The 26,059-nt window shown below is 61.6% G+C and carries 26 protein-coding genes; 15 read left to right on the top strand and 11 right to left on the bottom strand.

The genetic code is table 11. The features are described from left to right. The first annotated feature begins 262 nt into the window (after positions 1–262). On the top strand, positions 263–586 hold the full coding sequence (locus tag VGD45_RS04240) for a hypothetical protein (RefSeq protein ID WP_331154022.1): 324 nt from the start codon (positions 263–265) through the stop codon (positions 584–586). Positions 587–589: 3 nt separating this feature from the next. On the opposite strand, the gene VGD45_RS04235 is transcribed toward VGD45_RS04240, so the two are convergent. Beyond that, positions 590–1,261, bottom strand: coding sequence for a nitroreductase (locus VGD45_RS04235; protein WP_331154021.1), 672 nt, complete (start codon positions 1,259–1,261; stop codon positions 590–592). A 20-nt stretch (positions 1,262–1,281) separates the two neighbouring features. On the opposite strand from VGD45_RS04235, the gene VGD45_RS04230 reads away from it, so the two are divergent. Both VGD45_RS04230 and VGD45_RS04225 read left to right on the top strand, forming a co-directional pair. Continuing rightward, on the top strand, positions 1,282–2,139 hold the full coding sequence (locus VGD45_RS04230) for an alpha/beta fold hydrolase (protein ID WP_331154020.1): 858 nt from the start codon (positions 1,282–1,284) through the stop codon (positions 2,137–2,139). 639 nt (positions 2,140–2,778) lie between these two features. Beyond that, entirely contained in the window at positions 2,779–2,973 is a 195-nt protein-coding gene (locus tag VGD45_RS04225) for a hypothetical protein (RefSeq protein ID WP_331154019.1), read from the top strand. A 125-nt stretch (positions 2,974–3,098) separates the two neighbouring features. Here the strand turns inward: VGD45_RS04225 and VGD45_RS04220 are convergent, their stop codons facing one another. Beyond that, positions 3,099–3,644, bottom strand: a complete 546-nt coding sequence (locus VGD45_RS04220) for an ORF6N domain-containing protein (protein WP_331154018.1) — start codon at positions 3,642–3,644, stop codon at positions 3,099–3,101. A gap of 159 nt (positions 3,645–3,803) precedes the next feature. Beyond that, the gene (locus tag VGD45_RS04215) at positions 3,804–4,559 is read right to left on the bottom strand and encodes an AAA family ATPase (protein WP_331154017.1); all 756 of its coding nucleotides are present in this window, start codon (positions 4,557–4,559) and stop codon (positions 3,804–3,806) included. A 255-nt stretch (positions 4,560–4,814) separates the two neighbouring features. On the opposite strand from VGD45_RS04215, the gene VGD45_RS04210 reads away from it, so the two are divergent. The 3 genes from VGD45_RS04210 (at position 4,815) to VGD45_RS04200 (ending at position 5,864) form a co-directional block, all read left to right on the top strand. Further along, the gene (locus tag VGD45_RS04210) at positions 4,815–5,117 is read left to right on the top strand and encodes a hypothetical protein (RefSeq protein WP_331154016.1); all 303 of its coding nucleotides are present in this window, start codon (positions 4,815–4,817) and stop codon (positions 5,115–5,117) included. 29 nt (positions 5,118–5,146) lie between these two features. Beyond that, positions 5,147–5,428 carry a hypothetical protein gene (locus VGD45_RS04205; RefSeq protein ID WP_331154015.1) on the top strand — a complete coding sequence of 94 codons (282 nt, stop codon included), beginning with the start codon at positions 5,147–5,149 and terminating at the stop codon, positions 5,426–5,428. Between the two features lie 145 nt (positions 5,429–5,573). Continuing rightward, positions 5,574–5,864, top strand: a complete 291-nt coding sequence (locus tag VGD45_RS04200) for a hypothetical protein (protein WP_331154014.1) — start codon at positions 5,574–5,576, stop codon at positions 5,862–5,864. A 42-nt stretch (positions 5,865–5,906) separates the two neighbouring features. On the opposite strand, the gene galB is transcribed toward VGD45_RS04200, so the two are convergent. Beyond that, positions 5,907–8,621 (bottom strand): beta-galactosidase GalB, encoded by a 2,715-nt coding sequence (gene galB / locus VGD45_RS04195; protein ID WP_331154013.1) that lies wholly within the window; start codon positions 8,619–8,621, stop codon positions 5,907–5,909. A gap of 132 nt (positions 8,622–8,753) precedes the next feature. On the opposite strand from galB, the gene VGD45_RS04190 reads away from it, so the two are divergent. Together VGD45_RS04190 and VGD45_RS04185 are read left to right on the top strand one after the other, a co-directional pair. After that, complete coding sequence (locus tag VGD45_RS04190) at positions 8,754–9,626, top strand: alpha/beta hydrolase (protein WP_331154012.1); 873 nt, start codon at positions 8,754–8,756, stop codon at positions 9,624–9,626. A 2-nt stretch (positions 9,627–9,628) separates the two neighbouring features. Next, entirely contained in the window at positions 9,629–11,089 is a 1,461-nt protein-coding gene (locus VGD45_RS04185; protein ID WP_331154011.1) for an alpha/beta hydrolase-fold protein, read from the top strand. Here the strand turns inward: VGD45_RS04185 and VGD45_RS04180 are convergent. After that, the gene (locus VGD45_RS04180) at positions 11,061–11,933 is read right to left on the bottom strand and encodes a LysR substrate-binding domain-containing protein (protein WP_331154010.1); all 873 of its coding nucleotides are present in this window, start codon (positions 11,931–11,933) and stop codon (positions 11,061–11,063) included. The genes VGD45_RS04185 and VGD45_RS04180 overlap by 29 nt on opposite strands. A gap of 91 nt (positions 11,934–12,024) precedes the next feature. On the opposite strand from VGD45_RS04180, the gene VGD45_RS04175 reads away from it, so the two are divergent. After that, a complete protein-coding gene (locus VGD45_RS04175) occupies positions 12,025–12,996 on the top strand; it encodes a quinone oxidoreductase (RefSeq protein WP_331154009.1) in 972 nt (323 codons plus the stop codon). Next, positions 12,993–13,973 (top strand): zinc-dependent alcohol dehydrogenase family protein, encoded by a 981-nt coding sequence (locus VGD45_RS04170; protein ID WP_331154008.1) that lies wholly within the window; start codon positions 12,993–12,995, stop codon positions 13,971–13,973. Before VGD45_RS04175 ends, VGD45_RS04170 begins: the two co-directional genes overlap by 4 nt. Here the strand turns inward: VGD45_RS04170 and VGD45_RS04165 are convergent, their stop codons facing one another. From VGD45_RS04165 to VGD45_RS04145, 5 genes are read right to left on the bottom strand one after another with little or no spacing between them, the layout of a single operon-like run. Beyond that, positions 13,974–14,873 (bottom strand): Fpg/Nei family DNA glycosylase, encoded by a 900-nt coding sequence (locus VGD45_RS04165; RefSeq protein ID WP_331154007.1) that lies wholly within the window; start codon positions 14,871–14,873, stop codon positions 13,974–13,976. It abuts the gene before it with no gap. A gap of 24 nt (positions 14,874–14,897) precedes the next feature. Continuing rightward, positions 14,898–16,091 (bottom strand): ABC transporter permease, encoded by a 1,194-nt coding sequence (locus VGD45_RS04160; RefSeq protein ID WP_331154006.1) that lies wholly within the window; start codon positions 16,089–16,091, stop codon positions 14,898–14,900. Between the two features lie 19 nt (positions 16,092–16,110). Beyond that, complete coding sequence (locus VGD45_RS04155; RefSeq protein WP_331154005.1) at positions 16,111–17,268, bottom strand: ABC transporter permease; 1,158 nt, start codon at positions 17,266–17,268, stop codon at positions 16,111–16,113. Positions 17,269–17,276: 8 nt separating this feature from the next. Then, the gene (locus VGD45_RS04150) at positions 17,277–17,969 is read right to left on the bottom strand and encodes an ABC transporter ATP-binding protein (protein WP_331154004.1); all 693 of its coding nucleotides are present in this window, start codon (positions 17,967–17,969) and stop codon (positions 17,277–17,279) included. Positions 17,970–17,973: 4 nt separating this feature from the next. Next, on the bottom strand, positions 17,974–19,215 hold the full coding sequence (locus VGD45_RS04145) for an efflux RND transporter periplasmic adaptor subunit (RefSeq protein WP_331154003.1): 1,242 nt from the start codon (positions 19,213–19,215) through the stop codon (positions 17,974–17,976). A 256-nt stretch (positions 19,216–19,471) separates the two neighbouring features. Here VGD45_RS04145 and VGD45_RS04140 point away from each other — a divergent pair, with 256 nt between their 5' ends. The 4 genes from VGD45_RS04140 to VGD45_RS04125 are packed head-to-tail and all read left to right on the top strand — an operon-like array spanning position 19,472 to position 23,738. Next, on the top strand, positions 19,472–20,623 hold the full coding sequence (locus VGD45_RS04140; RefSeq protein WP_331154002.1) for an efflux RND transporter periplasmic adaptor subunit: 1,152 nt from the start codon (positions 19,472–19,474) through the stop codon (positions 20,621–20,623). Next, complete coding sequence (locus tag VGD45_RS04135; protein ID WP_331154001.1) at positions 20,620–21,300, top strand: ABC transporter ATP-binding protein; 681 nt, start codon at positions 20,620–20,622, stop codon at positions 21,298–21,300. Before VGD45_RS04140 ends, VGD45_RS04135 begins: the two co-directional genes overlap by 4 nt. 27 nt (positions 21,301–21,327) lie before the next feature. Continuing rightward, entirely contained in the window at positions 21,328–22,539 is a 1,212-nt protein-coding gene (locus VGD45_RS04130; protein ID WP_331154000.1) for an ABC transporter permease, read from the top strand. Next, positions 22,539–23,738 carry an ABC transporter permease gene (locus VGD45_RS04125; protein WP_331153999.1) on the top strand — a complete coding sequence of 400 codons (1,200 nt, stop codon included), beginning with the start codon at positions 22,539–22,541 and terminating at the stop codon, positions 23,736–23,738. Before VGD45_RS04130 ends, VGD45_RS04125 begins: the two co-directional genes overlap by 1 nt. Before the next feature lie 33 nt (positions 23,739–23,771). Here VGD45_RS04125 and VGD45_RS04120 read toward each other — a convergent pair whose 3' ends face one another. Beyond that, positions 23,772–24,896, bottom strand: coding sequence for a sensor histidine kinase (locus tag VGD45_RS04120; RefSeq protein ID WP_331153998.1), 1,125 nt, complete (start codon positions 24,894–24,896; stop codon positions 23,772–23,774). Positions 24,897–25,022: 126 nt separating this feature from the next. Here VGD45_RS04120 and VGD45_RS04115 point away from each other — a divergent pair, with 126 nt between their 5' ends. Next, positions 25,023–25,949, top strand: a complete 927-nt coding sequence (locus tag VGD45_RS04115) for a TetR/AcrR family transcriptional regulator (RefSeq protein WP_331153997.1) — start codon at positions 25,023–25,025, stop codon at positions 25,947–25,949. The last annotated feature ends 110 nt before the right edge of the window (positions 25,950–26,059 follow it).

Raw genomic sequence — 26,059 nt, 5'->3', positions numbered from 1 at the left:
CCGCCGGCCCGGCGCGACAGATTGCCGCCTCGTCCTAGTTCTTGTGAACGCGTTCACATACACGGCCGCTGGAGCGCGCGCGGGTGCGCGCCGCGACAATAGCGACTATATTTCACAGGTTCCGTTGCGCGGGCTACAAGTCAATACCAGGGTCAATAGAAGCCCGGACGCCGGCACGGAGGCATTGAGTTCAACGCGACGGGAGTGTGGGCGCATGTTCGCAGGTAAGCGATCTGTCCCATGCACCGGGAGGATATTGTTCGTGGGCAAAGCGACACAGATCGCGGCCATCTATGCCTTTGGCGTAGTGGCGACGGTAGCGACAACAATGGCAGTGCATGCGGCCGAAGATGCTCCAGCCAGCAACTTCGTGACGCTCAAGCTCGAAGGCGCGTGCGACGCGCAGAACAACCGGCTTTGGCTGGTCAATTCTCATACCTATAAGACGGTGGCCACGACCGTGCGCTGGCGCGCGGCTGGCGGCAAGGATCTGAGCGAGCAGTTCTTCCCGGGACCGAATTCGATCCGTGAAATCGGCTGCGCCTCGGAGGCGGAGATTCTGGACGCCAAGTTCGCCGACTTCTGATGCTCAAAAACCGTGCAGCGTGGCGAACTCATCGAGCGCCGCGCGCTCGGTGCGTAGCCAATTGATCGGCGCGCTTTCGTCCATGTAGCCGAGCGCCATGCCGCTGAAGAGCATCGTCTCCGGCGGCAACCGCAGAAACTCCCCGATGGTCTTGTGCCACACGGCCCAGGCTTCCTGCGCGCAGGTGTGCAGGCCGTGCTCGCGTGCCAGCAGCATGACGGTTTGCATGAACATTCCGAGATCGGCCCATTGATCCTGACCCATGCGACGATCGATGCAAAAGAACAATCCGACCGGCGCGCCGAAGAACTCGTAGTTCCTCGCGAACTGCCGCAGGCGGGCCGGCCTGTCGTCGCGAGGAACGTCGATCGTCGCGTACAGGTCTTCACCGCACTTGAAGCGCCGGGCACGATACGGTTCGTGCAGCTCGGGCGGATAGATGTTGTACTCGGTGCCTTCGCCCACCGGCAGCATCGATAATTTGCCGCGGATCAGTTCGAGGAATTCGGCCAGCCTGGGCCCGGCCAGCGCGTGCACCAGCCAAGGTTGTAAATTGCCGCCCGACGGCGTGCGCCTGGCTGTTTCCAGGATGGCGACGAGCGTCTGCTTCGGCACCGGCGTGTCGAGAAAGGCTCGGCAACTGATGCGACTGGCCACAGCGCTGGTGACATTCATGAGGATGACGGAGGAAGCGAGTGCTCGATTCTGCTCAAGATAGCATCACCATGCCGGACGGCACTTCACTGGTGTTTCGCACCTTCCGCCCGACCGGATCTCCACGCGCGGCCGTGATCATTCCCTCCGCCATGGGAGTCGCGCAGAAGTTCTATACGCAGTTCGCCGAGTGGCTGGCTCGCCAGGGCTATTTCGTCACCACGTTCGATTACCGCGGCATCGGCTTTTCCGCGCCTCGCTCGTTGCGTGGCTACGCGATGAACATCTTCGACTGGGGGCGCCAGGACTGCGCGGCCGTGATCGACTTGGTGAAATCACAGTTTCCCGAGGTGCCGCTCTACTGGGTCGGCCACAGTCTCGGTGGCCAGATTTTAGGACTCATCCCCAATCGGGATCGCATCGATGGCGTCATCACCGTCGCGACCGGCACGGGTTATTGGCTTGAAAACACCTGGCGCACGAAATCCGTCGTGTGGTGGCTGTGGTTCGTCCTTGTGCCGCTCGCGTTGCGCACGGCTGGCTATTTCCCCGGCAAGCGCCTGCGCAAGGTCGGCGACCTTCCGTTCGGCGTGATGCATCAGTGGCGCCGCTGGTGCCTCAACCGCGAATACGTGGTCGGCGCCGAAGGCGATCAGGTGCGCGCAGCCTACGCCTCGGTGCGCATGCCGATGCTGTCGCTGTCCTTCACCGACGACGAGATGATGTCCGCCGAGGGCATCAAGTCGCTGCACGGCTTGTATGTGAATGCTCCCGTCGAATATCGCCGCATCGCGCCTCGGGAGATCGGCGCCCGCCACATCGGCCACTTCGGCTTCTTCCGCCCGCAATTCGAACGGACGCTATGGCCGCTCGTGGCTCAATGGCTGAGCGCGCGTTGATCGAATTAGTTGGTGTTCGGTTCGGAGAAAAAAATAGCGTGCGCGAGGTTCATCACATCGCGCACGCCTGCATCCGAGATGGCTCAGGGGGATAATTGACCATCGTCGTTAGCACGTTGAAACCGAAGAGACTCGCGTCCAAAGACGCACGGTTTCATTAATGCAGGAGGCGTGCCAACTGTTCTCCAGCCCGGAACCGCGGAAATTCAGGGCTCGCGGTGCGGTAGATACGCTCCTGATGCACTCACGGTGTGCATGCGTGCGGAACGACGCGCCAAAATGAGTTATCGCTCCCATCGCACGCGGCGTTTGTCATCGGAATGTCAATATCAAGTGGCGGTTAGATTGCGGTCAGGGATTAGTCGTTTCCCCGATTGGCGCGTGAGGATCAGGCGATGGATGAGCCCAGCAGCGCCGATGGCATGCGAGTTATTGGATTCTGTTTGTCGTGACGTTGGTGGGCTGCGCGCCCGCCGGGGAGTCAGTCAGCCGCGGCGAGATCGGTTTGAAATTCGAACGCACATCGGATTCAGACGTGACATTCGTTCTGGCGGATGGGCTCGATCGACAGATTCACATCCGAGGGGAACGCACTTTACTTCGAGCCATTCGGACGTGGCCGCCGCATGCGAGCATTCCATGCCAAGCCGCTGCGCCGCGCACACCCTGACGGAAGAGCTGGGAGACTTTCATGCGCCGGATTTGAAACTCGTCGACGTTGCACCTGGCGAGCGGGTGAAGCTGTTCGTTCGGACCACGTTGCCGCATGAGGCCAGGGGGGCGCTGCTGGCTCACGTTGCCTGTGAAGGATGGTGCAGCCATCGGGCCGATTGAGTTTCGGCCGTGATGAAGGGCGAGAGAAACATGACGACTCTCACTTCTGGGGCGAAGTGGAGGTGCAATTTGACATTCGGCGTTTCCGCGGAAATGTGTAGGCCTGCGGGAGTGCTGTCAGAAACCTACTCATCGAGGTTGGCGGTAAACCCGATCGGCCGCTTCTTCGGCTCCGGCGTGTGCATGAGTTCGCGGATGACCTTGAGGATGCCGACGACGGCTTGATCGTGCGAGGAGACCTTGCGCTCGAGCTCCGCGAACTTCTCGGCGAGCTGGCGGTTGGAGGCGAGCAGATCGCGCAGCTGCACGAATGCGCGCACCACATGGACCATCATCTCTACGGCTCGCGAGCTGTTCAGGATGGTAGCGGCCATGATGGCGCCATGTTCAGTGAAGGCGTAAGGGAGATACTTCCTGTGATGGCCCCGGCCGGTCTTTAAGGTTGCAGATTGCAACCTTAAAGCGCTCGCCTCATCCGTGTTCAGCTGAAACATGAAATCCTCTGGAAAGCGTGCCAGGTTGCGCCTGACCTGTTGGTTGAAGCGCTTGGTGGTGACACCGTAGAGCACGGCGAGTTCGCTATCGAGCAGCACGCGCTGGCCGCGCAAGATCAGGATCGATTGCGTGATGTGCTCAACCGGCATGAGAGCTGCGTTTTTGTTCTTCGCCATTCCTACTCCTCGTTGTGGGCACGCAGGCTTTGCGCAAAAGTGCTGTTCGGCGCTTAGCGTGCACGCACGTGAGGTGTCAGGGACATCGATAAACTGCGGTTTCCCCGAGAAATAGCGACGAAAACCAAGTCCGATTCGAGGTAGGCGGCCTGGGTTCGTCTATGACAGCAGCTTCTCAAGCTGCCCGTCTGGATCGTTCAAGAACCGCTTCGCGACGATGTAATGTTCGGTTTGGCGATATTCGATGCGCGACAGACCGTCCGCGGTGATTTGGTAAAGCCACGCGTTCGGATAAGCCATCAGGATGGGCGAGTGAGTGGCGATCAGAAACTGCGACCGAGCCTGCACGAGCTGGTGCATGCGGGAGAGCATGGCGAGTTGGCGGGTGGGGGAGAGGGCGGCTTCGGGTTCGTCGAGGACGTAAAGAGCATTGCCGCTGAAGCGCTTCATCATTAGTGCGAAGAAGGACTCACCGTGCGATTGCTCGTGAAGGGAGCGGCCACCGTATGAATTTATGATGGGCGGCGCTGGGGCCGGTTCGGCATCCATGCGCTCGATATCGGTGGCGAGGTTGAAGAAGCTTTCGGCGCGCAGGAAGAAGCCATCCCTCGGCCGCTGAATGCCTTTGACGAGAGTCAGGCATTTGTGCAGCGGCGAGTGCGATGCCCGCGTTTGGAAGTTGAAGTTTTTGGTGCCGCCTTCCGGATTGAATCCCCAGGCCACGGCGATTGCCTCCAGCAGCGTGGATTTGCCGCTGCCGTTTTCGCCGACGATGAAGGTTACTGCGGGGTGCAATGGCAGTGTCTGCAGGTTGCGTACCGCGGGCAGGGAGAACGGATATTCACTGAATGACGGAACGCGTTCGCGGCGAAGCTTGATTTCCCGGATGTATTGTTCGCTGCTGACGGCAACCATGATGGGCCCATCTTCGTGGGTGTCATCCGACCGCGTCAATCGGCGCGTGCTGCGCTGCTTGGGGCTGCATAATCCAAAAAGCCTAGCTCAGCAAATAAACGCGCCCGCAGCCTGGAACGCAGGCTGTGCGCTGGCGCGGCAGCCCTGCGGACCAAGAGGCGAAACTACGGTTGCAGATTCGATGCGTCGGGTGGCTAAGATGTGTTGGCGAAATGGGCCAGAGCGCCGGGATGCCGTCGCTCAGAGAGGAGTGCCGTGGTAGCCAGTGACAAGTTGCAGTCGGGGGCGTGCTACTTCTTCGTGACATACGAAGATCGCGATCTGACGGTGCCCGTGGTCGAGACGTTGCGCTTCAAGAACAGGGTGTCAGAGAGCGATTCGCGCGAGCCGGCGTACGTGTTCGAGCGGGTCGCGGGAGCCGGGGAGCCGCAGTGTCGGCTGTCGGAGGATCATCTGGAGACGGTGTTCGAGTTCGATGCAATGGTCTCCGAGTTTGCGGCTCGTCTGAAAGTGCAGCGAGTGGGGGCGCCGTACGAGCCGAGGTATTGCGACGACTGAGATTCAGTCCCGCGTGTATGATGCCCTACATGCCAGACCCCATTCAGTTGATCAGTGCGCTGCTGAATAGAATCGCCGGGCAGGCGGATGTCGAAGAGAGTGCGGAGTGGTATCTCAGGAGCAACTTGATCGACTACAAGCGTGTGCTGTTGAGAAAGTCGTCCGCACAAGAAATCGAGTTTGCGACCGGCGCACTGATGCGCTTTTGTGAGCAGAGTCTGGATAACACGGCGCCTTTGTATCGGGACTGTGCTGAGATCGCCGAGGAAGGGGCGAAGGTGGCGACGCACCTCAAGGCGACGGGTCGCTGAAGTATTACAAGAAAACGCAGGACGTGAGCACGTGCCGAAGCTTTTCAGGATGGTTTTCTGTGTGCTCGGTGGGGCAATGGTGGCTTCGTGCGCTTCCGAAGCGCCGAAGGCACCCGCGCAGGCGAACGTAGTTAATGAATGGCGGGTGCATCAAGAGACTCGTCCTGCCGAGAGCGTCTCGCTTGGACAGCCGTTGATTCGCGCCGAGGTGCTGAATGTTCAGCAGGGAACCACGATCGAGCCGGTGAGTGGCACGGTGTACGTGACGCGCCGAGGAGAAGCGTTCAACCTCAAAGGGTCACAAGCCATCGAGTCGGATGATCTGCTGCAGCTTGCGCCGGATTCCGCTGCACGGCTGAGATCGCCCGGCGGTGAGGAGTTCGTGCTGACGCCGAAACACGGCGAGTGGTTTCGGTTAGAACTCGGCAAAAAGTGAACGTCGAGGCGCGCCGGCAACGGAACCGGCGCGCCTCGAATGTTACTTGCGCCCTCGCGCCGTGCTCAGAACGACACTCGCGCCCTCCAATCCCGCCGACTCCGCACGCAGCGTGATCTTCCCGGCCTGATTCGGCTTGCCGCGAACGATCGCCAGCGCCAACCCGTTGAACGCCTCACGTTCCGACGATTGGAACGGCACGAAGCTGGTGGGATCGCCGTTGTCCGTGGCGACGAGTTCGCCAGGGCCTTCCACGGTGAAGCGAATCGGGTTCTTCGCTGTCGGCGCGGGCAGGCCATTCTTGTCCAGAACGCGAACAGTGACGAACGATAGATCCATCCCGTCCGCCTGGATCCGCGAACGATCCGCGGCCAATTCAAGTTTGGCCGGAGCATCCGCGGTGCGGACAGAGGTGGAGGCCCATTCCTCGCCGTTCTTGTAGCTCACGGCCCGAATTTCGCCAGGCTCGTAAGTCACATAGTCCCACCGCAGGCGGTACTCGTAAGCCGCGCGTTTCTTCCGGCCCTGTGACTTGCCGTTGACGAACAGTTCCGCTTCGTCGCCGGACGTAATCAGATGAACTGGCGTGACTTCGCCCTCGCGACCAGGCCAGGTCCAGTGTGGCAGCAAGTGGGCGAGAGGCAGATCCGGGCGCCAGCGCGCCTGGTACAAATAGAAGCGGTCCTTCTTGAAGCCGGCAAGATCGATGATGCCGGAGTACGAGCTGCGGGATGAGTAGTACGGCGTCGGCTCGCCGAGATAATCCCAGCCCGTCCAAACAAACTCACCGGCCACATATGGATGTTGATCCTGCGCGGCGAACGCACGGTCCGCGGAGGAGCCGAAGTCCGCCGCGTGGAGTTCATAAGCACTGACTTGGCGAGTCTTTGGGTCGCCGCCCGAGCCGGGACGAACCGGGCCGCTGATGCTGCCGGACACCGGGAACTGATATTCGCCCCGGCTGCTGAGCGCCGACGCGCTCTCGCTGCTGAGAATGACTTTGTCCGGGAAGCGTTCGCGGAATGCCGGGAACTGGCCCGGCAGGCTGCGAATGCCCGCGCCTTGATAGTTCAAGCTGATGACATCGACCGCGCCAGGCAGCGGCATGTCCGGCTTGGCCCAGTTCATCGCAGTGGTCGCGAGTCGAGTCGGGTCCTCCTCGCGAACGATGTTCACGAGCTTGCGTGCAATGTTCGCACCGTCTTCGCCGGTGTATTGCTCGCCGACCTCGTTGCCGACGCTCCACATGATCACCGAAGGATTATTTCGATCCCGACGCAACATCGAGCGCAAGTCCTGCTCGTGCCAATCCGGGAAGATCAGATGAAAGTCGAGCGGCGTCTTCTTGCGCTCCCAGGCGTCGAACACCTCGTCCATGACCAGGATGCCCATGCGATCGGTCAGCTCCAGCAGCTCCGGCGCGGGCGGGTTATGGCTCATGCGCAGCGCATTGGCGCCCATTTCCTGAAGCATTTCCAATTGCCGTTCGGCCGCGCGCACATTGAAGGCGGCGCCGAGCGCGCCGAGATCGTGATGATTGTTGACGCCATTGAGCGGGATGCGCTCGTCGTTCACATACACGCCCGTGTTCGGATCGAGCCGCACGGATCGAATGCCGAAGCGAGTTTCATAACGATCGATGGCCTTGCCACCGCGCGACACAGTGGTGACTGCGACGTAACGATGTGGCGTCTGAGTGGGCGGCGGCCCCCACAGGCGCGGATTCGCAAGTGTCGTCGAACCCAGCGCTCGCGCAGTCCCACCTGCGGCAATCCGCACGCTCTGAGGTTTGATTCGCGCGACGACGCCACCAACTCTCTTGCCGGAGACATCGATGGCGTAAATGTCCGTTGCCACATCGACGGAAGCTTCATCCTGAGAATCATTATCGACGGATACAGCGACATCGATAGAAGCCGACAACTTGGAAACCTGCGGTGTCGTCACCTGCGTGCCCCAGTGACTCACGTGCACGCGGTGGGTCTTGGTCAGCCAAACATTGCGATACAAACCACCGCCGGGATACCAACGGGCCGAGTGCGGCGGGTTATCCAGCCGCACGGCGAGCTGGTTCTCTCCGCCGAACACGACGTGCGGGGTCAGGTCCAGCCGAAAGGAGTTGTAACCATACGGCCAGCCGCCAACCAGCTTGCCGTTGAGCCAGACCGTGGCGTAAGACATCGCACCGTCGATGTCCAGAAAGATGGAGCGATCGCGATCGCTGGCCGCAATCTCCAACTTCTTTCGATACCAGCCGATGCCCCAACTCGGCAGTCGGCCCATGCCGCCATACGGACCTTCGGCGATGAACGGACCGGTGATCGCCCAATCGTGAGGCAACGTGACATTGCGCCACGACTTGTCATCGAAACTCGCCTGCACATAGGAAACATCGCTGCCCGGATGACCAGCCGGGCGCCGATGATGGCGCGCGGAATCTTTGATGAAGGCGTTGCCGGACGGCAGGATCCATGGTTTGAGCACCTGCTGTTTCGACGCCGCGACTTTCTCGGCTTCTGTGGGCTCGGCGTCCGCAGCTTTGCCGTCCTCGGTGATGATCACCTTGGGCCGAACATCGTAGTCGAGCGGTGTCGCGAGACCCGCGGGGTCGCCCATTTGAAAGCGCCAGTCGGAATTGATCGAGATACGTTCGCCGGGGGCGGTGGTTTGCGCGACGAGCAGGGTCGGCGCGGCGAACGACACGGCACAGACCATCAACTCGCGCCAGCCCGGAAAGCGGCTGAACAGATTTCGCATTAACTGAGTCCTTGAACGGGGAGCGCGGCGCGCGGGCGCCGGGGTTGCATTATCTCAGACAAATGCGCGACAGTCTAAGCACGGGAAAATACTGTCATACTGAGCGCTCCGGGCACGGAGCGAAGCGAGCTCATGAATTTTCGGCAAGCGTTGATGGTGAGAATGTGTTGGGCGATGTGCTGGCTGCTGCCGCCAAGCGTGTCCTTAGCGGACGAAGCTCCGACCAAACTCGCGTATCAGACCGAGAACAACATTTCTTACTACGACGCCGGTGCGTTGTCGAAGGCTGACGCGTATCAGAAAGAGCAGTCCAAGCTCGACATCTATTTCCCGAAAGGCGCTAAGGACTTCGCCACTGTAGTTTGGTTCCACGGTGGCAGCCTCACCGGCGGCGCGCGTTATTTTCCCGATCTGAAAGAACAGGGCATCGCGCTGGTTGCAGTGAGCTACCGACTCGCGCCCAAGGCCCAAGCGCCCGCCATCATCGAGGACAGCGCGGCTGCCGTTGCCTGGGTGATAAGAAACATTGCCCGCTACGGCGGCGATCCGCAAAAGGTGTTCGTCGGCGGGCATTCCGCCGGCGCGTACCTCTCATCCATGATCGCCATGGATCCCAAGTGGCTCGGCGCGCACAAGCTGTCCAATCGATCTCTCGCGGGCGTGATTTCCGTCAGCGGCCAGATGACGACGCATTTCACGGTCAAGAAGCTGCGGGGTGACCAGGGGCCGGAGCTTCGTCCCATCGTCGACGAATATGCTCCGCTGTATCACGCAAGCAAGGATCTGCCGCCGATTTGTTTGATCGTTGGAGGCCGCGCCATCGAGTGGAAATCACGGGTCGAAGAGAACGAGCTGATGGCGGTCACATTGCGCAACCTGGGCCATCCGCGCGTGGAGTTCTATGAGATGGAAGGGCTCGATCACGGCACCGTTCAGCAGGGGGCGATGATTGTCGCGAAGGGATTCGTTCGCCGCGTGCTCGAAGACAAACGCAAAGGAGAATAGCGATGGAGCGTGGTGCCAGGATGGCTTGCCGCGCGCTGTGGAGCGCGTTGTTGCTTTTGAGCCCGAGCGCGAGGGCTGAAGGACCGAAGGCGGAAGGCGAGCCCATCGTCATCGGCCATCGGTATCGAATCGAATCCGAGGTGATGAACGAAACGCGCAGTTACATCGTTCACAAACCCCGCGGTTATGATTTTTCCGACGAGCGCTATGCGGTCATCGTTTTGCTCGACGGCACTGCCAACATTCACCATGTCGCCGCGACGGTGGACGAGCTCGAGAAAACGGGCCGCTCCGGCCCAATGCTGGTGGTCGGCATCGAAAACACCGATCGCCAGCGCGATCTGACGCCTTCGATCACCAATACCGCGCTGGAGTATCCGCCTCCCCAGGGCGCCATCGGCGGTGCGCACCGGTTCCTGAGCTTCATCGCAGATGAGTTGCTGCCGGAGGTGGATCGCAATTACCGAACGCGCCCGACACGCATATTGATCGGCCATTCCTTCGGCGGCTTGTTCGCCGTTTACACCTTGCTGCACCGGCCCGAGCTGTTCAAAGCGTACATCGCGGTGAGCCCCTCGTTGTGGTGGGACAACCAGGCGCTGGCGAAGCAGGCAGATCGATTCGTGATCGAGCACAAGGATCTGCAGACTGCCGTGTACATGACGATGGGCAACGAAGGCGGCGCGATGTTGGGCGGCGCGCAGAAGGTGGCCGGCTCGCTGGCCAGCGCGCGCGGCATCGGTGTCAACTTCCAGCATTGGCCGGACGAGTCGCACGGCTCGGTGGTCATCCGCAGCGTCTACGAGGGGATGAAGTGGCTCAACGAGAGCTATTACATTCACGACCCCGTGCAGGTTTACGAAACCTCGGGCCTGGAAGCGTTCGAGAAGCGCTTTGCGCGCATCTCCAAGTATCTGGGCTATGAGGTCAAAGTGCCCGAGCGCACGCTCATGCACGTCCAGGGCTATCTGCTGGAACAGAAGCGTCCGCAGGAAGCAATACAGGTGCTGCAGCGAGTGATCGAGCTCTATCCAAAAAGCTCGGGCCCGCACTATGAGCTCGGCAGGGCGTACATGGGCATGAACGATACGCAGCGAGCAGAAGGCAAATTCAAAGACACGCTTGCTCTATGTCCAGGACATTCCGGCGCGCGCTCAGAGTTGGCGAAGCTCGGTATCGACCCCAAGAGCGTGATCACTGAAGCGACCGTTGCCCCGTCGATCTTGCGCGGCTACGTGGGCGAATACCGATACAGCGACGAAACAGCCGTGGTGACGTTCGAAGCTGGCAAGCTGTTCATGAAGGTGGGCAACGACAAGCGCGAGCTGCTGCCGCGTTCCAACACCAGCTTTTTCGCGATCGATTGGAATCGCAACTTCACGTTCAACAGTAAGTCGGGCCGCACCACCTCGCTCACCGTCGAGCTGCCGGAGTTCAGTTACGAGAGCCGCAAGGTGAAGTAGCTTCCAACAGTACGTCGATGGTCGCATCCACGACGCGCCGCCGGCGGTCATGCGCGTACAGGCCGTATTGAACGGTGAGAGGAGCGGGAACGCCGTCTGAAGGCTGCATCGTGCGCATGCTGCTCTCGCGAACCGACTCCGGCGGAAGCAAGCCGACGCCAAGTCCGTTCTCTATCGCTGCTTGCAAGCCCATGACGCTCTGGCTCGTGAATGTGACTCTATGCTCGCGACCCATGGCGGCGAGCGCCTCGATCGCTCGCCTGCGCCAGAGGCAGGGCGCGGCGAATACAACCAAATCGAGCGGCTTGGTCTCATCCGGCACATAGTCCGCCGAGCTTGCCCACTGTAGCTCGACGTTCCATGTAACCACGGCATCGGTCGACACCGAAGAGGTGGGCGCGAGCATGATATCCATGTCATTTTGTTCCCAAAGCTTCCCCAATGCCGTGCTGTGCTCGACCACCACGTCGAGGTGAATGTCAGGAAAGGCACGATGCAGGCGACCGAGCGCCACCGGCAGCGCCGAGTTGGCGATTTCCTCGGCGAGACCGATGCGAACGCTGCCGCTGACTTCAGCATCACGCAAGCGCGCCCACGCCTCATCGCCCAGTGCGAGCATACGAGTGGCGTAGCCGAGAAAGATTTCGCCTTCGGCCGTGGGCACCACGCCGCGACCGGTGCGCTGAAACAGATGTCGTTCGAGAAGGGTTTCGAGCCTGCGCATCTGCATGCTCAGTGCCGATTGCGTGCGGCCGGTCTGCGCAGCGGCGCGGCTCAAGCTGCCCAGCCGGCAGACCGCCACGTAGGTGCGAAGAAGGTCCAGGCCGATCTGCTCAGATATCATGATCTTTGAACTCAGATGTTGCTGATATCAGCCTACGCGAAGGGCGGGTGCGTCGCTATCTTTCTTTCCCCAGCAATGAGGAAAGACTGCAGTGAAAGCGATTCGAGTGCATCGTCATGGCGGTCCCGAGGTGCTCACCTTCGAGGACGTGGACATCGGCCAGCCTGGCCCGGGCCAGGTTCGTGTGCGTAATCGAGCCATCGGGCTCAACTTCGTCGACGTTTATTTCCGCACCGGGTTCTATGTCCCGCCGCAGCTGCCGTTCACTCCGGGCAATGAGGGCGCGGGTGAGGTGGTGGAGGTCGGGGAAGGTGTGCGCGACTTCAAAGTGGGCGATCGCGTGGCCTACGTCGAGCCGCTCGGTTCGTACGCGGAAGAGCGCATCGTGTCGGCGCAGCTGCTCGTGCGTCTGCCCGACGCCATCGATTTCGAGACCGGTGCGGCGATGATGTTGAAAGGGCTCACGGCGCAGTATCTATTGCGACGTACCTTTCGCGTCGAGCCGGGTCAGACCATTCTCATGCATGCCGCCGCGGGCGGCATGGGTTTGATCCTGACTCAATGGGCAAAACATCTGGGCGCGACCGTCATCGGCACCGTTGGCTCTGCCCAGAAGGCCGAGCTTGCGCGCGAGCACGGATGCGACTACGTGATCGACTATGGAAAGGAAAACTTCGTCGCGCGCGTCAAAGAGATCACCAATGGCGAGGGCGTTCACGTGGTCTACGATGGCGTCGGCAAGGCGACGTTTCCCGGTTCGCTCGATTGCTTGCGTCCCTTGGGCTACTTCGTCGCGTTTGGCTCCGCGTCCGGCCCGATCGAACCTTTCGACATCACGCTGTTGATGGAGAAGGGCTCGGTATTCGCGACCTGGCAACTGCTCTACACGCATCTCGCCAAGCGCGAAGATGTTCTCGCCATGAGTGACGATCTGTTCCGCGTCGTCGCCAGCGGCGCCGTGAAGATTCCCATCCACGCTCGTATGCCGCTCGCCGACGTGGCCGAAGCTCACCGCCGCATCGAATCCAGACAGACGACGGGCTCAACGGTGCTGCTGCCATGACGGCGACGATGCGTGCGATGGTGCTCACGCGCTTCGGTGGACCCGAGGCGTTCGAGCTTCGGCAGGTGTCTCGGCCGGTGCCGGGGCCACGCCAGGTGTTGGTGCGAGTGATGGCGACCGCCATCAACCCGCTCGACTATCAGATTCGACGCGGCGACTACGCCTCGCTGGTGCAACTGCCGGCCGTCATCGGGCACGATGTCTCAGGCGTGGTGGAGCAGGTCGGTGCGGCAGTCACGGAGTTCTCAAAAGGCGATGAGGTTTATTACACGCCCAAGATATTTGGCGGCGCAGGCTCGTATGCGCAGTGGCACGTCGCTGATGTCGACATCGTGAGCCGCAAGCCGAAGAACCTGAGTCACATCGAAGCAGCCAGCCTGACGTTGGTTGGCGGCACGTTGGTGGAAGCGCTCCTCACCCGTGCGCAGTTGAAGGTGGGCGAGAGCATCCTCGTGCATGGCGGCGCGGGCGGGGTAGGGACGATCGCCATCCAGCTGGCGAAAGCCTGTGGCGCACGAGTTATTACAACAGCTCGCGAGCGTGATCATCAGTTCGTCAAGGAGCTGGGCGCCGATGAGATCGTCGACTTCGAAACCGAGAGCTACATCGAGCGTGTCCATCAGCTCACGGACGGTCGAGGTGTCGATGTCGTGCTCGACACGCTGGGCCGGGATACGCTGTCGCGCAGCCCGCAGGTGCTCGCTGACTTGGGGCGAGTCGTAACGCTGGTAGACACGGCCGAGCCACAGAACTTGATTGACGCGTGGGGCCGGAATGCGACGTATCACTTCGTTTTCACGCGGCAGTATTCAGGCAAGCTCGACACGCTCACGACGCTCGTGGAGCGCGGCCACATTCGGCCAGTTGTGGGGCTGACGCTTCCGCTGGAAGACATTCCGGAAGCGCATCGTGCGCTAGAGACAAGGGGTGAAGGAGTAAAGATACGTGGCAAGATCGCAATTAACATTGCGCACTAGCTACCGACGCTTCGCGTTCTCCAGCGCTTCGATGGTTTTGGGCCAGTCGTCTTTCAGCAGTCGTGACAGGGCGCGGTCGGCGAGCAGTTTACCGCCGGTCTGGCAGCGAGGGCAGTAGTTGGTTTCGTTCTCGGCGTAACGAATGCGTTGGACGGCTGTGCCACACACCGTGCAAGGCTCGCCGTACTTGCCGTGCACCGCCAATTCTTTGCGAAAGGCGGTGACTTTCTCCGGAAAGTCGCGCACGGCTTCGGCGCGCAGGCGCTCGATCCACTCGGTGAGCACTGCTTGAACGGCGTCGTACAGCCGGGCCCACTCGTCGTCGTCGAGCTGTCGAGTCTGAATCATCGGTGACAACTTCGCCCGATGCAGGATCTCATCGGAGTACGCGTTGCCGATGCCGCTGAGAATGGTCGGATCGGTGAGCGCCCGCTTGAGCGTGTGATTGCGCTCGCTCATGCGAGATCGAAACACCTGAGGTTCGACGCCGAGCACTTCGAGACCGCCGCGATCGTGCTCTTCGAGCTGCGCTTCGCCGGCAACGACATGCAGGGACGCGCGTCGCTTCGTGCCCGCTTCCGTAAGCGTCAGAAAGCCGTTGTCGAGCTCGAACTGAACCAGCGGCGCGCGGATGCGGCCGCGCTGCTCTTTGAGATACCAGTGCAGCCGGCCCGCGATCATCAGATGCAGCACCAGCCAGATGTCATTGTCGAAGCCGATGGCGATGCGCTTGCCGATGCGACGCAGGCGGGTCACGACGTGCCCCTCGCAGCTGTGCAGGGGCGGCTCCGCGGTGCGTAACAGGAACGGATTCTTCAACAGAATCTGTTCCAGCCGATGCCCGACGATGCGGGTCTCGAGCGACTCGATATAGACGGTGACGTCAGGCAGCTCTGGCATAACTGCCTAACGGCCGGGCCTGCGTCAGAGTTCGCGCAGGCCGGTCGTGATCGGCAATTTCGCGGCGCGCAGACTGGGCAGCAAGCCGCCAATCAGGCCGAGGATCAGCGCCCACACCAGCCCCTGGATCAGCAACTGCGGCGTCACCGTGAAGGCAAAGGTCAGCTGACTGAAGGTCGCGAAATTCATGGTCGAGGCGCGCATGCCGTTGAAGGCAAGATACGACACGATCATGCCGACCAAGCCGCCGATCAGTCCGATCAGCATCGCTTCCGCCAGCACGGATGTGATCACGGGCGCGGAGCCAAAGCCGAGCGCCCGCAGCGTCGCGATCTCACGCATGCGAGAGGAAACTGCGGAGTACATCGTATTCAGCGCCGCGAAGATCGCGCCCAGGCCCATCAGAACAGCGATCGAGGTACCGAGCGTGCTCACCAGCGCGGTGAGAATGCGAGACTGCTCTTCGTAATACTGCTTCTCACTGAACACCCGCACGTTGAGGCGAGGATCGCTCGTCATCTCGTCCTTGAACGCCTGCATGGCGCTCGGGCTGGTGAGCTTCACGCGCATCGACTGATACGAACTGCCACGGTTGTAAGCGCCTTGCAGCACCGTTGCATCGGTCCAGACCTCGGATTCGGCCACGCTGCCGCGATCCTCGAAAATACCGGTGACGGTCCAATTCGTGGTGCCCGCGCGGAATTGGTTGCCAACCTTGAGGTCGGCGAACTGCATGCTCGCGCCTTTACCGACCACGACTTCGAATGTGCCGGGCGTGAACATTCTGCCTTCGACAATTTTGAAATTGCCGCGCAGCTTGGTGGCCTGCTGACCCACGCCGCGCAAAGGAACATTCGCGGCGGTGCCGGTGCTGAGCAGCGGCCGATCGACGATGACGTAGAGCTCGGGAGAAACGACCGGGCCCTGTTCGTCGCGCAGCGCCTGCTTGGAGTCGGCGATGACTCGCGTCTGCTCTTGCGACAAGCCGCTGCCCATCTCGTCCGTCGCGCCGTTACGCAACACGATGGCCACTTGATCGGAACCGGAAATCTCCAGCACCGCGCGGAAACCTTCCGCGATGGACAACACGCCGATGAGCACGGTGACCACGCCAGCGATGCCGATCAACGCCACGATGGACGACGCCGCGCGCTGTGACATGTTGCGCACGTTCATCGTGGTGATGGCGGCGATTTGAGCCAAAGAATTATTCGACATGATGTTGTTCCTCCCTGGCTCAAGTCTTGCGCAAGGCGTCGACGATCTTCAGTCGAGACGCCTGCGTGCAGGGCAATGCCGCGGCGAGGCTGCCGAGCACCACGATCAAAACACCGCCAATGGCCCACGTCGCGCTCGGCATGCCGAGCACCGGGAAGAATTGCGCGACCGCGGCGCTCAGGCCTTTGCTTGCCAACGCCGCCAGGCCCATGCCAATCACGCCGCCGATGGCAGTGACGAGAATCGCTTCGGCGAGCACCAGCAAAGTGACGCCCGCGCCCGAGAAGCCCAGTGTTTTCATCACGCCGATCTCGTTGATGCGCTCACGAATCGACTGGCCCATGGTGTTGGCGGTCACCAGCAGCATGGTGAAGAACACTGCCGCGGCCACCATCGTGAGCAGCTTGCCGATGTTGCCCATCTGATTCGCGAAACCTTGGATGAACGCCTTCTCCGTGGAGGTCTTGGTCTCGGTGGAGGAGTTGCCGAACATCGCATCGATATTGCGGGCGATCTCGGCCGAGCGGTCCGGATTGTTCACCTTCACCACTACCCAGCCGATCATGTCGCGGATCTCGGCGCGCGACTCGTTGAGATAGTCGTAATGGAAATAGATGCTTTGATTGTCGCCGTTGGAAGCATCGTAGATGCCGGCGATCTTCATCGGCCAGACGTTGCCGCCGTTGTCCTTCCGGGTCCATACGTTGGAGCGCATCGGAACGGTGTCGCCCACCTTCCAGTTGAAGCGCTGGGCGACCAACTTGCCCACGATGGCGCTGCCACGATCCTGCAGAAACGCTTGTTTCTGTTCCGGCGGCAGCTTGTATTCGCTGTACACCTCGAAGAAGGTCGGCGCTTCGATGGCGAAGGTCGCCAGCTGATTGCGATCTTCCTGATACACGCCGCCGAACCAGTCCTGCGACGAGGCGACCACCACGCCGTCGACGCCCTTGATGCGGTTCAAATAGGCGAGCGGCAACGATTGCACAAACGAAGTCTTGTGCATGGTGATCAAGCGATCGAGGCCGGCCAGCTCGGGGCTGCCCGTCAGCGCGATGCGCAGCGTCTGCATCAGGCCGAACAGTAGAAACGCGACGACGATCGAAGCCAACGTGAGACTGGTGCGCAAGCGCTTGCGCCCCAGGTTGGCCCACAGCAAGGGTAGATATTTGAACATGGGATCCCCTAGGCCGCGGCTTCCTGGCCGAGCTGACCCTTGTTCAGATGCAGAACGTGCTTGGCGCGAGCCGCGGCGTGCGGATCGTGCGTCACCATGATGATGGTCTTGCCCTGCTGCTGATTCAAAGCCTGCAACAGATCCAGAATCTCGTCGCCCGACTTGCGATCGAGATCGCCGGTGGGCTCGTCACACAGCAGCAGCGTGGGATCGGAAACGATGGCGCGTGCGATGCCGACGCGTTGTTCCTGACCGCCCGACAACTCGCGCGGCTTGTGATGAGCGCGTTCGCTGAGGCCGACCAGCTTCAGCGCGGCGTTCGCGCGTTTCTTGCGTTCCGCCGCCGGCAGCTTGGTCAGCAGTAACGGCAGCTCGACGTTGCGTTCGGCAGTCAACACCGGCAGCAAGTTGTACATCTGGAACACGAACCCGACATGGTTCGCGCGCCACCGGCCCAGATCGCCATCGGTCATCGAGTCCGTACGCTGACCCGCGATCTCGATGCTGCCCGCCGTCGGCCGGTCGATGCCGCCGATCAGATTGAGCAGGGTGGACTTGCCGGAGCCCGACGGGCCCATCAACGCCAGAAAATCTCCCTTGGGAATGTCCAGGTCGAGGGCGTGCAGCACGTGCACCGTCTCCGCGCCTCGCTTGTAATCCTTCGCTACTCCGCGCAGTCGAACCAATGCTTCATCGGCCATCGTGTTACTCCACTTTTTTCTTGACCGGCGCGCCCTCGGCGAGCCCGTCGACCGGTTTCCCCACAAGGACGTCGCCGCCGGCGATTCCCGACAATACTTCCGTCTGTCCGTTACGTTCGCCGCCGGTGCGGACCGCGACCCGTTCCACTGAATCGTCGCGCACACGCCAGACGAAGGTCGTGTCGCCGTCTTTCATGATCGCTTCGGTCGGCACCCGCACCGCCGGCTGCGCGGCCGCCGTCTGAGGCTGGCCGGCGCGATCGTCCAGGAAGCTCACCTTCACACCCATGTCCGGCAGGATGCGCGGATCCAGCTGATCGAAGCCGATGCGCACGCGCACCGTGGCCTTCTGGCGATCGGCGGTGGGCACGATGTTGATGACGTGACAGGGGATGGTCCAATCCGGATACGCATCCAGCACGGCTTCGGCTTTTTGTCCGGCTTTGACGCGATTGATGAAAGCCTCGTTCACGTCCACTTCAATCTCTCGCGAATCCATGTCAACCACTGTCGCGATTCCGGTGCGCGTGAAGCCGCCGCCAGCGGAAATGGGTGAAATCATTTCGCCGGGCTGCGCATCTTTCGAAACCACGACGCCGTCGAACGGCGCGCGCACCACCAAATCGTCCAGATCCTGCTTGCGAACGCGCACGCTGCTCTGTGCGACTTTCACTTCGCTCCTCAGTGCTTCCAGTCGCGCCTTGAGCGCGCCCACTTCGGCGTCCGCCGCATCCAGGGCCTGCTCGCTGACGAGCTTGTCGGCGCGCAATTGCTGCGTCCTTCGCAAGTTGCGTTCAGCTTCCGCCAGACGCACTTCGACTTCCTGCAGATTCTTGGTGGTCGCCTCCAACTGGCGTTCGGCGAGATCGAGCTGGGGACGCGTGGTCGTCTCGTCCAGGCGCGCCAGCAGCTGACCTTCCTTGACCTCCATGCCTTCCTCGATCAGCACTTCGGCGACCTTGCCCGTGACTTTGGCCGACACCGTGGCCTGGCGTCGCGCCACGACATAACCGGAAGCATTCAGCACCGCGCCGGCGGAGCTGCCGCCGCCAGCAGTGGCCGCAGCGGTGACTGTTTCCACTTCGATGGCGTTATCACGCAACAGGGCGTATGCCGCCGCCACTGCCGCCAGCACCAGGACGGCGGCAATGAACCATTTGTACACGCCACCTTGGCGATTGTTACGAGCGGGTTCCGGGCTGCGTTCGATACGGAGGCTGTCGAGTGCGTTCTGATCGAATGACATGGAAGCCTTCAGTCCTTTAGCAACGGCGCGCGTAGCGAACGACGGCGCAGTCATTGATATATGCGTGATAGCCGATGCCGGAGGCCGGCAGGCGAAGGGATTCTAATCCCCCGGGCGGGTGGAAGTAAGGCGCGTCGGTGAAAAGCCGTGGGACGCCGGTGAGTTGGGACCGGGACTTGGCTAGTATCGCCGGGTGACTGCGATATCTGCGCTACGTGGCGAGCTTGACCTCGATGCGTGACAGGGACCTGTACATATGAAACGACGCACCTCTTATATCTTGGGTGTCGTCGTGCTGGTGGCGATCGCGATCGGCGTGCTGGCCAGTCGGCCCGATCCCGTGGCCGTGGAAACTGCAACCGTGACCCGCGGCCGCGTGGCCGAAACAGTGACCAACACGCGGGCCGGCACCATCAAGGCTTGCCAGCGCGCGCGGCTCGCGCCGCCATCCGGTGGGCAGATTGCGAAACTGCCGGTAAAAAAAGGCGATCGCGTGCAGGCCGGCCAGGTGCTGCTCGAGCTGTGGAACGAGGATGTCCGCGCTGAATTGAGTCTGGCTGAACGTGATGCCGTGGCCGCGCATGCTCGCGCCGAAGAGGCTTGTGTCGCCGCGGCGGTTGCGAAAAAAGAGTCCGAGCGGTTGTCGGCTCTGGTGGATCGCAGCCTGGTCGCCATCGACACCGCCGAAAAAGCCCAAGGCGAAGCCGACAGTCGTGCGGCGGCCTGCCGCGCGGCCACGCAAAACATCAAAGTCTCGCAGGCGCGGATCGAGCAGGCGAAGGCGTCGATGGAGCGCACGCTGTTGCGCGCGCCGTTCGCCGGCATCGTTGCCGAAATCAATGGTGAGATCGGCGAGTTTGTCACGCCGTCGCCTGTCGGTATTCCGACACCGCCCGCGGTCGACGTTGTCGATACCAGCTGTATCTATGTGACAGCACCCATCGACGAGGTCGATGCGCCTCGCATTCGCGAAGGAATGCCCGCACGAGTGTCGCTCGATGCCTTCCGGGATCGAACCTTTTCTGCGCGCGTGCGTCGAGTGGCTCCCTATGTATTAGATGTGGAGAAACAGGCGCGCACCGTCGAGATCGAAGCCGAACTCCAAGACATCCAATCGGCCACGCTGCTGCCTGGGTACAGCGCGGATGTGGAAGTGATTCTGCAGGAACGGCCCGACGCGCTGAGAATTCCCGCGCGCGCGCTCATCGATGGCAAGCGAGTCTTCGTTTATGACGCCGGTGACGAACGCGTGCTCGCACGCGACGTACAAACCGGCCTGCGAAATTGGGAGTACGTCGAGATCACGGGTGGGTTGCAGGAGGGCGATCAGGTGGTCACCACGATCGATCGCGAAGGACTGACGGACGGCGCGCGGGCCGACATGGTCCGTTCGGCGGCGAGGCCATGATCGAGCTGAGAAACATCTGCCGTCACTTTCAGATGGGCGACCAGGAGGTGCGTGCGCTCGACGAGGTGAGCGCGCGTATCGATCCCGGCGAGTACGTGTCGATCATGGGGCCGTCGGGGTCGGGCAAGTCCACTCTGTTGAATGTGCTTGGGCTGCTCGATCGCCCTACGTCCGGGACTTATCTGCTGGACGGTCGCGAGACCACGTCGTTGAACGACGAGGAACTGGCTCATACGCGGGCGCGCAAGATCGGGTTCATCTTTCAATCGTTTCATCTGATCCCGCGGCTGACGGCGTTCGAGAATGTCGAACTGCCGCTGGTGCTGGCCGGTGTCGCGCCTGACGTTCGGCGGCCGCGAGTACAGGAGTTGCTCGAGAGTTTGAGTCTGGAGAGTCGCGCGAGGCATCGGCCGAATGAGCTGTCCGGCGGGCAACGGCAGCGTGTCGCCATCGCGCGCGCGATGGTCATGCAGCCAGCGGTGCTGCTCGCCGACGAGCCGACTGGCAATCTGGATCACGTGTCGGGTGCGGAAGTGCTGGCCGCGATCGAGGGGTTGAATGCCAGGGGCATCACGTTGCTGGTGGTCACGCACGACGCCGAGGTAGCGGATCGCGCACGCCGGCATATAAGGATGAGAGACGGAAGAGTGGTTGAGGACATTAACGGCGCTGCGTAGACATGATGAGGTAGTGGCGATCAAGCCATGCGCTTTCGCGATTTGATTCAGCTGTCGCTCGATTCCGCACTTCGCGCTCGCATGCGAAGCATCATGCTGCTGCTTGCGATGAGCATCGGCGTGGCGGCGGTCATCGCGCTCACTTCCTTGGGCGAAGGAGCGCGACGTTATGTAGCAGGTGAGTTCCAGTCGCTGGGAACGCGGCTGGTCGTGGTCATTCCCGGGCGTTCCGAAACCGGCGGCGTAGCGCCTGGTCTGCTCGCCGGCGAAACGCCGCGAGATCTCACATTGTCGGATGCGCTCGCCGTGCAACGCCTTCCCGGCGTCGAGCGCGTTGCGCCGCTCGTCATTGGATCAGCGCCGGTATCTTCCGGGGCACTGGAGCGTGAGGCGCCCGTGATGGGGTCGAGCGCGGATCTGTTGCCCGTGCATGGCTTTCGCCTTGCGAGAGGTCAGTTCCTCCCGCCGGGCGAGTTGAGCCGCGACACAGCCGTCGCCGTCATCGGCGCCAACATCGCTCGCGAATTGTTTCCAGGGCGCGACGCCATCGGCGGGAACGTCCGCATCGGCGATCGACGCTTCCGAGTCATCGGCGTGCTCGGCGATCAAGGCCGCATGATCGGCATGGACTCGCAAGAGTTGGTGATCATTCCGGTGAGCGCGGCTCAAGCACTCTTCAACTCAGAATCGTTGTTCCGTTTGTTGATTCAGGCGCGAACGCGGGACGACATGTTTCGCGTGCGGTCTGCGACCATCGAAGCCATCAAGCTGCGGCATCAGGGTGAAGAGGACGTGACCGTCATCACGCAGGATGCGCTGCTCGCGACGTTCGATCGCATCTTCACCGCGCTGACGCTCACATTGGCGGGCATCGCATCCATCAGCCTCGCCGTGGCGGGCGTGCTGATCATGAACGTGATGCTCGTGTCCGTGAGTCAGCGCACCAGCGAAGTGGGCTTGCTCAAGGCCATCGGCGCAACGCGCCGCCAAATTACCGCGCTGTTTCTAACGGAGGCGATTCTTTTGTCCGTAGCGGGCGCGGCGGCTGGTCTGCTCGTGGGACTTGGGGTGGATTGGATCGTAGGAAACATCTACCCGGCGCTGCCTTTGAGTCCGCCCGTGTGGGCGATCGTGCTGGCCCTTGTGGTCGCCATCCTCAGCGGCGTGGTGTTTGGATTGATGCCAGCGCGGCGCGCCGCGCGTCTTGATCCAGTGGCTGCCTTGGCGGGGCGACGCTAATGCGTTTCGCGGATCTGGTGCGGCTCACGACGGGCTCGGTACGAGCCCACCGGTTGCGTGCCGCGCTGACCGCGTTGGGAATCGGTATCGGCGTGACGGCCGTCGTGCTGCTCACGTCGATTGGCGAAGGCGTGCATCGGTTCGTCGTGTCCGAATTCACCCAGTTCGGGACGAACATTATCAGTGTCACCCCTGGCAAGACGCAGACCATGGGCGGTTCGATTGGCTCGCTCGGCAATGTGCGGCCACTGACGGTCGAAGATGCAGAGGCGCTGCGCCGTGCCCCGCATGTGCTGACGACGAATGCGATGATGCAGGGGAATGCGGAAGTGGAGGCGCTGGGGCGCAAGCGGCGGACCACGGTGTATGGTGTCGGTTCGTCGTTCGCGGAGGCGTTTCGTTTCGAAGTGGCGATCGGAGAGTTTCTGCCACCGGATGATCCGCGTGCGCCGCGCAGCCTTTCTGTGCTTGGAAGCAAGATGAATCGCGAGTTGTTTCGAGGCGAGAGCGCGTTGGGGAAGACGATTCGCGTCGGCGGGCAGCGTTATCGAGTGGCGGGTGTGATGAAGCCGAAGGGCACGACGCTCGGGTTCGATCTGGATGACACGGTTTACATTCCCACAGCGAAGTCGCTGGAGTTGTTCGATCGGGATAGCGTGTTCGAGATTCAGTTGCGGCACGCGGAAGGCGTGTCGGTGGAGGAAGTGGTCACTGGCGTACGGCGCATCATGATTGCGCGGCATGGCGATGAGGATTTCACGATCACGACGCAGCAGCAGATGCTGGATACGCTCGGCTCGGTCCTGGGTGTTCTTACATTCGCGGTCGGGGCGCTCGGGAGCATTTCTTTGCTGGTCGGTGGCGTGGGGATATTCACGATCATGACGATCGGCGTGAGTGAGCGGACGGCGGAGATCGGATTGCTTCGCGCGCTCGGGGCACAAAAGAATCAGGTGTTGCGGGTGTTTCTTTCCGAAGCGGTGGTGTTGTCGGCGCTCGGCGGCGTCGCCGGGCTCGCCGCGGGGCTGGGTATCGCGGCGGCGCTCGATATCGCCGTGCCGGCGCTGCCGGTGAGTTATTCGCCGATGTTTATTATTGCGTCGGAGTCGCTGGCGATCGCGGTCGGGCTGGTGGCTGGAATATTGCCGGCGATACGAGCAGCGGGACTAGAGCCGGTTGAGGCGCTTAGAACGGACTGAAGACCCTCACCCCTAGCGCCCGCCGAGCAATGCTTACGCCAGCGCCCGCTGCATCAAGAGAAACTGCTCCGTGATCGGTGACGTGGGCATGGTGAAGTAGAAGACGGCGCCGTCGCCGGGTTTGCCTTCGGCCCAGATGCGGCCGCCGTGGCGGTCAATAATTCGGGCGACGGTGGCGAGGCCGACGCCGGTGCCTTCGAAGTCGGCGGCGCCGTGCAGGCGTTGGAAAGGTTTGAAGAGTTTTTGTTCGTGCGCCATGTCGAAGCCGGCGCCGTTGTCGCGGACGAATAACGTGGCCATCGAGCCGTGCTGCGACTGGCCGATCTCGATGCGCGGGTGCTCGGTCCGCGAGGTGAATTTCCATGCGTTGGCCAGCAGGTTGATGAACAGGTCGTTGATGAGCCGCCGGTCGCCGTGGACGGCCATGCCGGGTTGAATTTCGACTTCGACGTTGCGCGAGGGATCCTTCTGACGCAGATCCTGGATGATGCTTTCCGCCAGCGCGCTGACATCGATGATTTCTCGATGCAAGGTGTGTCGCGAGATCCGCGAAAGCACCAGCAGTGCGTCGATGAGCTCCGACATCTGCTTCACGCTGCCTTGAATGCGCGTGAGACGCCGCCGCTGTTCCTCGGTCGCGTTAGGCAACGACAACTCCAGCAAGCCAGCTTGACCCGCGATCGTCGTCAACGGCGAGCGTAGATCATGTGAAACGGAGGCGGTAAACGCCTCGAGCTCGCGATTCGCACGAGCCAGCGACTCGTTAGCGTCGCGCAGCTGCCGTTGGCTCGGCACCGACAGAATCAGCGGCAGGGAACGCCACAACAGAATAGCTGTCGGCACCGAAGCAGCGGCCGTGATCACTTTGAGCACGCCTTCGAGCCAGTAAGCGGTGTGCCACACATTCCACACATTCATGACGTGCGTCAGCCCGCACGCGACGATGAACACGCCGAAGCACACCAGCAGCCAATTGAACGGCAAGTCCCGGCGACGGCGAGCCACATGCAGCAGCACGAAAGGAATCGCGAAGTACGCCATCGCGATCAGGATGTCGGAGATGACGTGCATCCAGAGGATGCCCGGAGTCCACATATAGCAGTGTCCGTGTGGCAGGAATTGATCGCCGCTAAACCAGGACACGTCGGTGTCGGGCATGCGTGCTCCTACATTTTATCTGGTCGCAAGGAGACCGATGCCCTTGCGCGAGCGGGCCGCATTGTAAGCCGCGCACGGTCGCAGATCGGCGGAGATGAACTTTCGCCCCCCAGGTGTCGCAAAAGCATGACCTCGCTCGTCTTCATTTCGACATTCAATGCCGGGCTCGCACCGACGGAGATTTACGCAAGCCCTCGGACTGTGCGGCCGGCTTTCGACGCTTGCGAACTGGTACTTTACGAAGCCCGGTTTCGCTGTTTGGATGGTTTAGAAAAACTGACGGGACCTGACTGGCACGCAACGATGGCACAGACCTGTATTCAATTTTCTAAACGAAGCACGGATTGCGCGAAGGCGCGCGGCCGGCGGCTTCGCAGCATTGCAGGTATGAAATGGCCGGCAACGCATGCCGGAAAGTTATTACAAACTGTACCGGCTGGACGGTATATTCACCGTCCAGTCGGTACAGCGAGGTTGGGTACGATGGTCGAGTTGGCCTCCAACACAATCAGCCCGGCCCGCGAGCGGATCCTCGAAGCGGCCGAACGAGTTGTCGGTGAGGTCGGCGCGGCGCGCATGACGCTGGATGGCGTGGCGCAGGCGGCGGGTGTGAGCAAAGGTGGGCTGCTCTACCACTTTCCTTCCAAGGAATCGCTGCTCGGCGCGCTGGCCAAGCGCTATGTGGAGAGCATGACCGACTGTGTGCAGCAGGCGAAGAACGGCACCGGCGAAACCGGCGACCGCGATCTCAAGGCCTGCATTCTGGGCATTCTCGAGCAGCAGCCCCGCGCCAAGATCGTTGGCATGGGCGCTGCGCTGTTCGCTGCCGCTGCCAACGATCTGACGCTCCTCGAAGTCATTCGCGAGAGGATCGCTCAGTACACCAGGCAGCTGGAGAGCAGCGATGTGGATTTCGCACGTGCCGCGGTGGTTACGCTGGCGATCGATGGACTGATGATGCGCGAGTCGTTGCGCATCTCGTGTTTCACCGAGGAGCAGCGTGAACGCGTGGTGCAGCAGCTGTTGCAGATCGCCGATGAGGCATATCGCTGAGGCAGTGGGTCTCGGTCTGACCCGGTAGTTGTAAGGAAGCCGGACTCCCGTCCAAAAGTCACCCGTTTCAGTCCCCGAGCGACCTGGTCGCTCGCGGCCACGTATTCGAG

It is taken from the genome of Steroidobacter sp. (assembly GCF_036402275.1).
Lineage (GTDB): Bacteria > Pseudomonadota > Gammaproteobacteria > Steroidobacterales > Steroidobacteraceae > Steroidobacter.
Note: the sequence above shows the minus strand (reverse complement) of the source record. Positions and strands in the feature narration are given on the sequence as shown.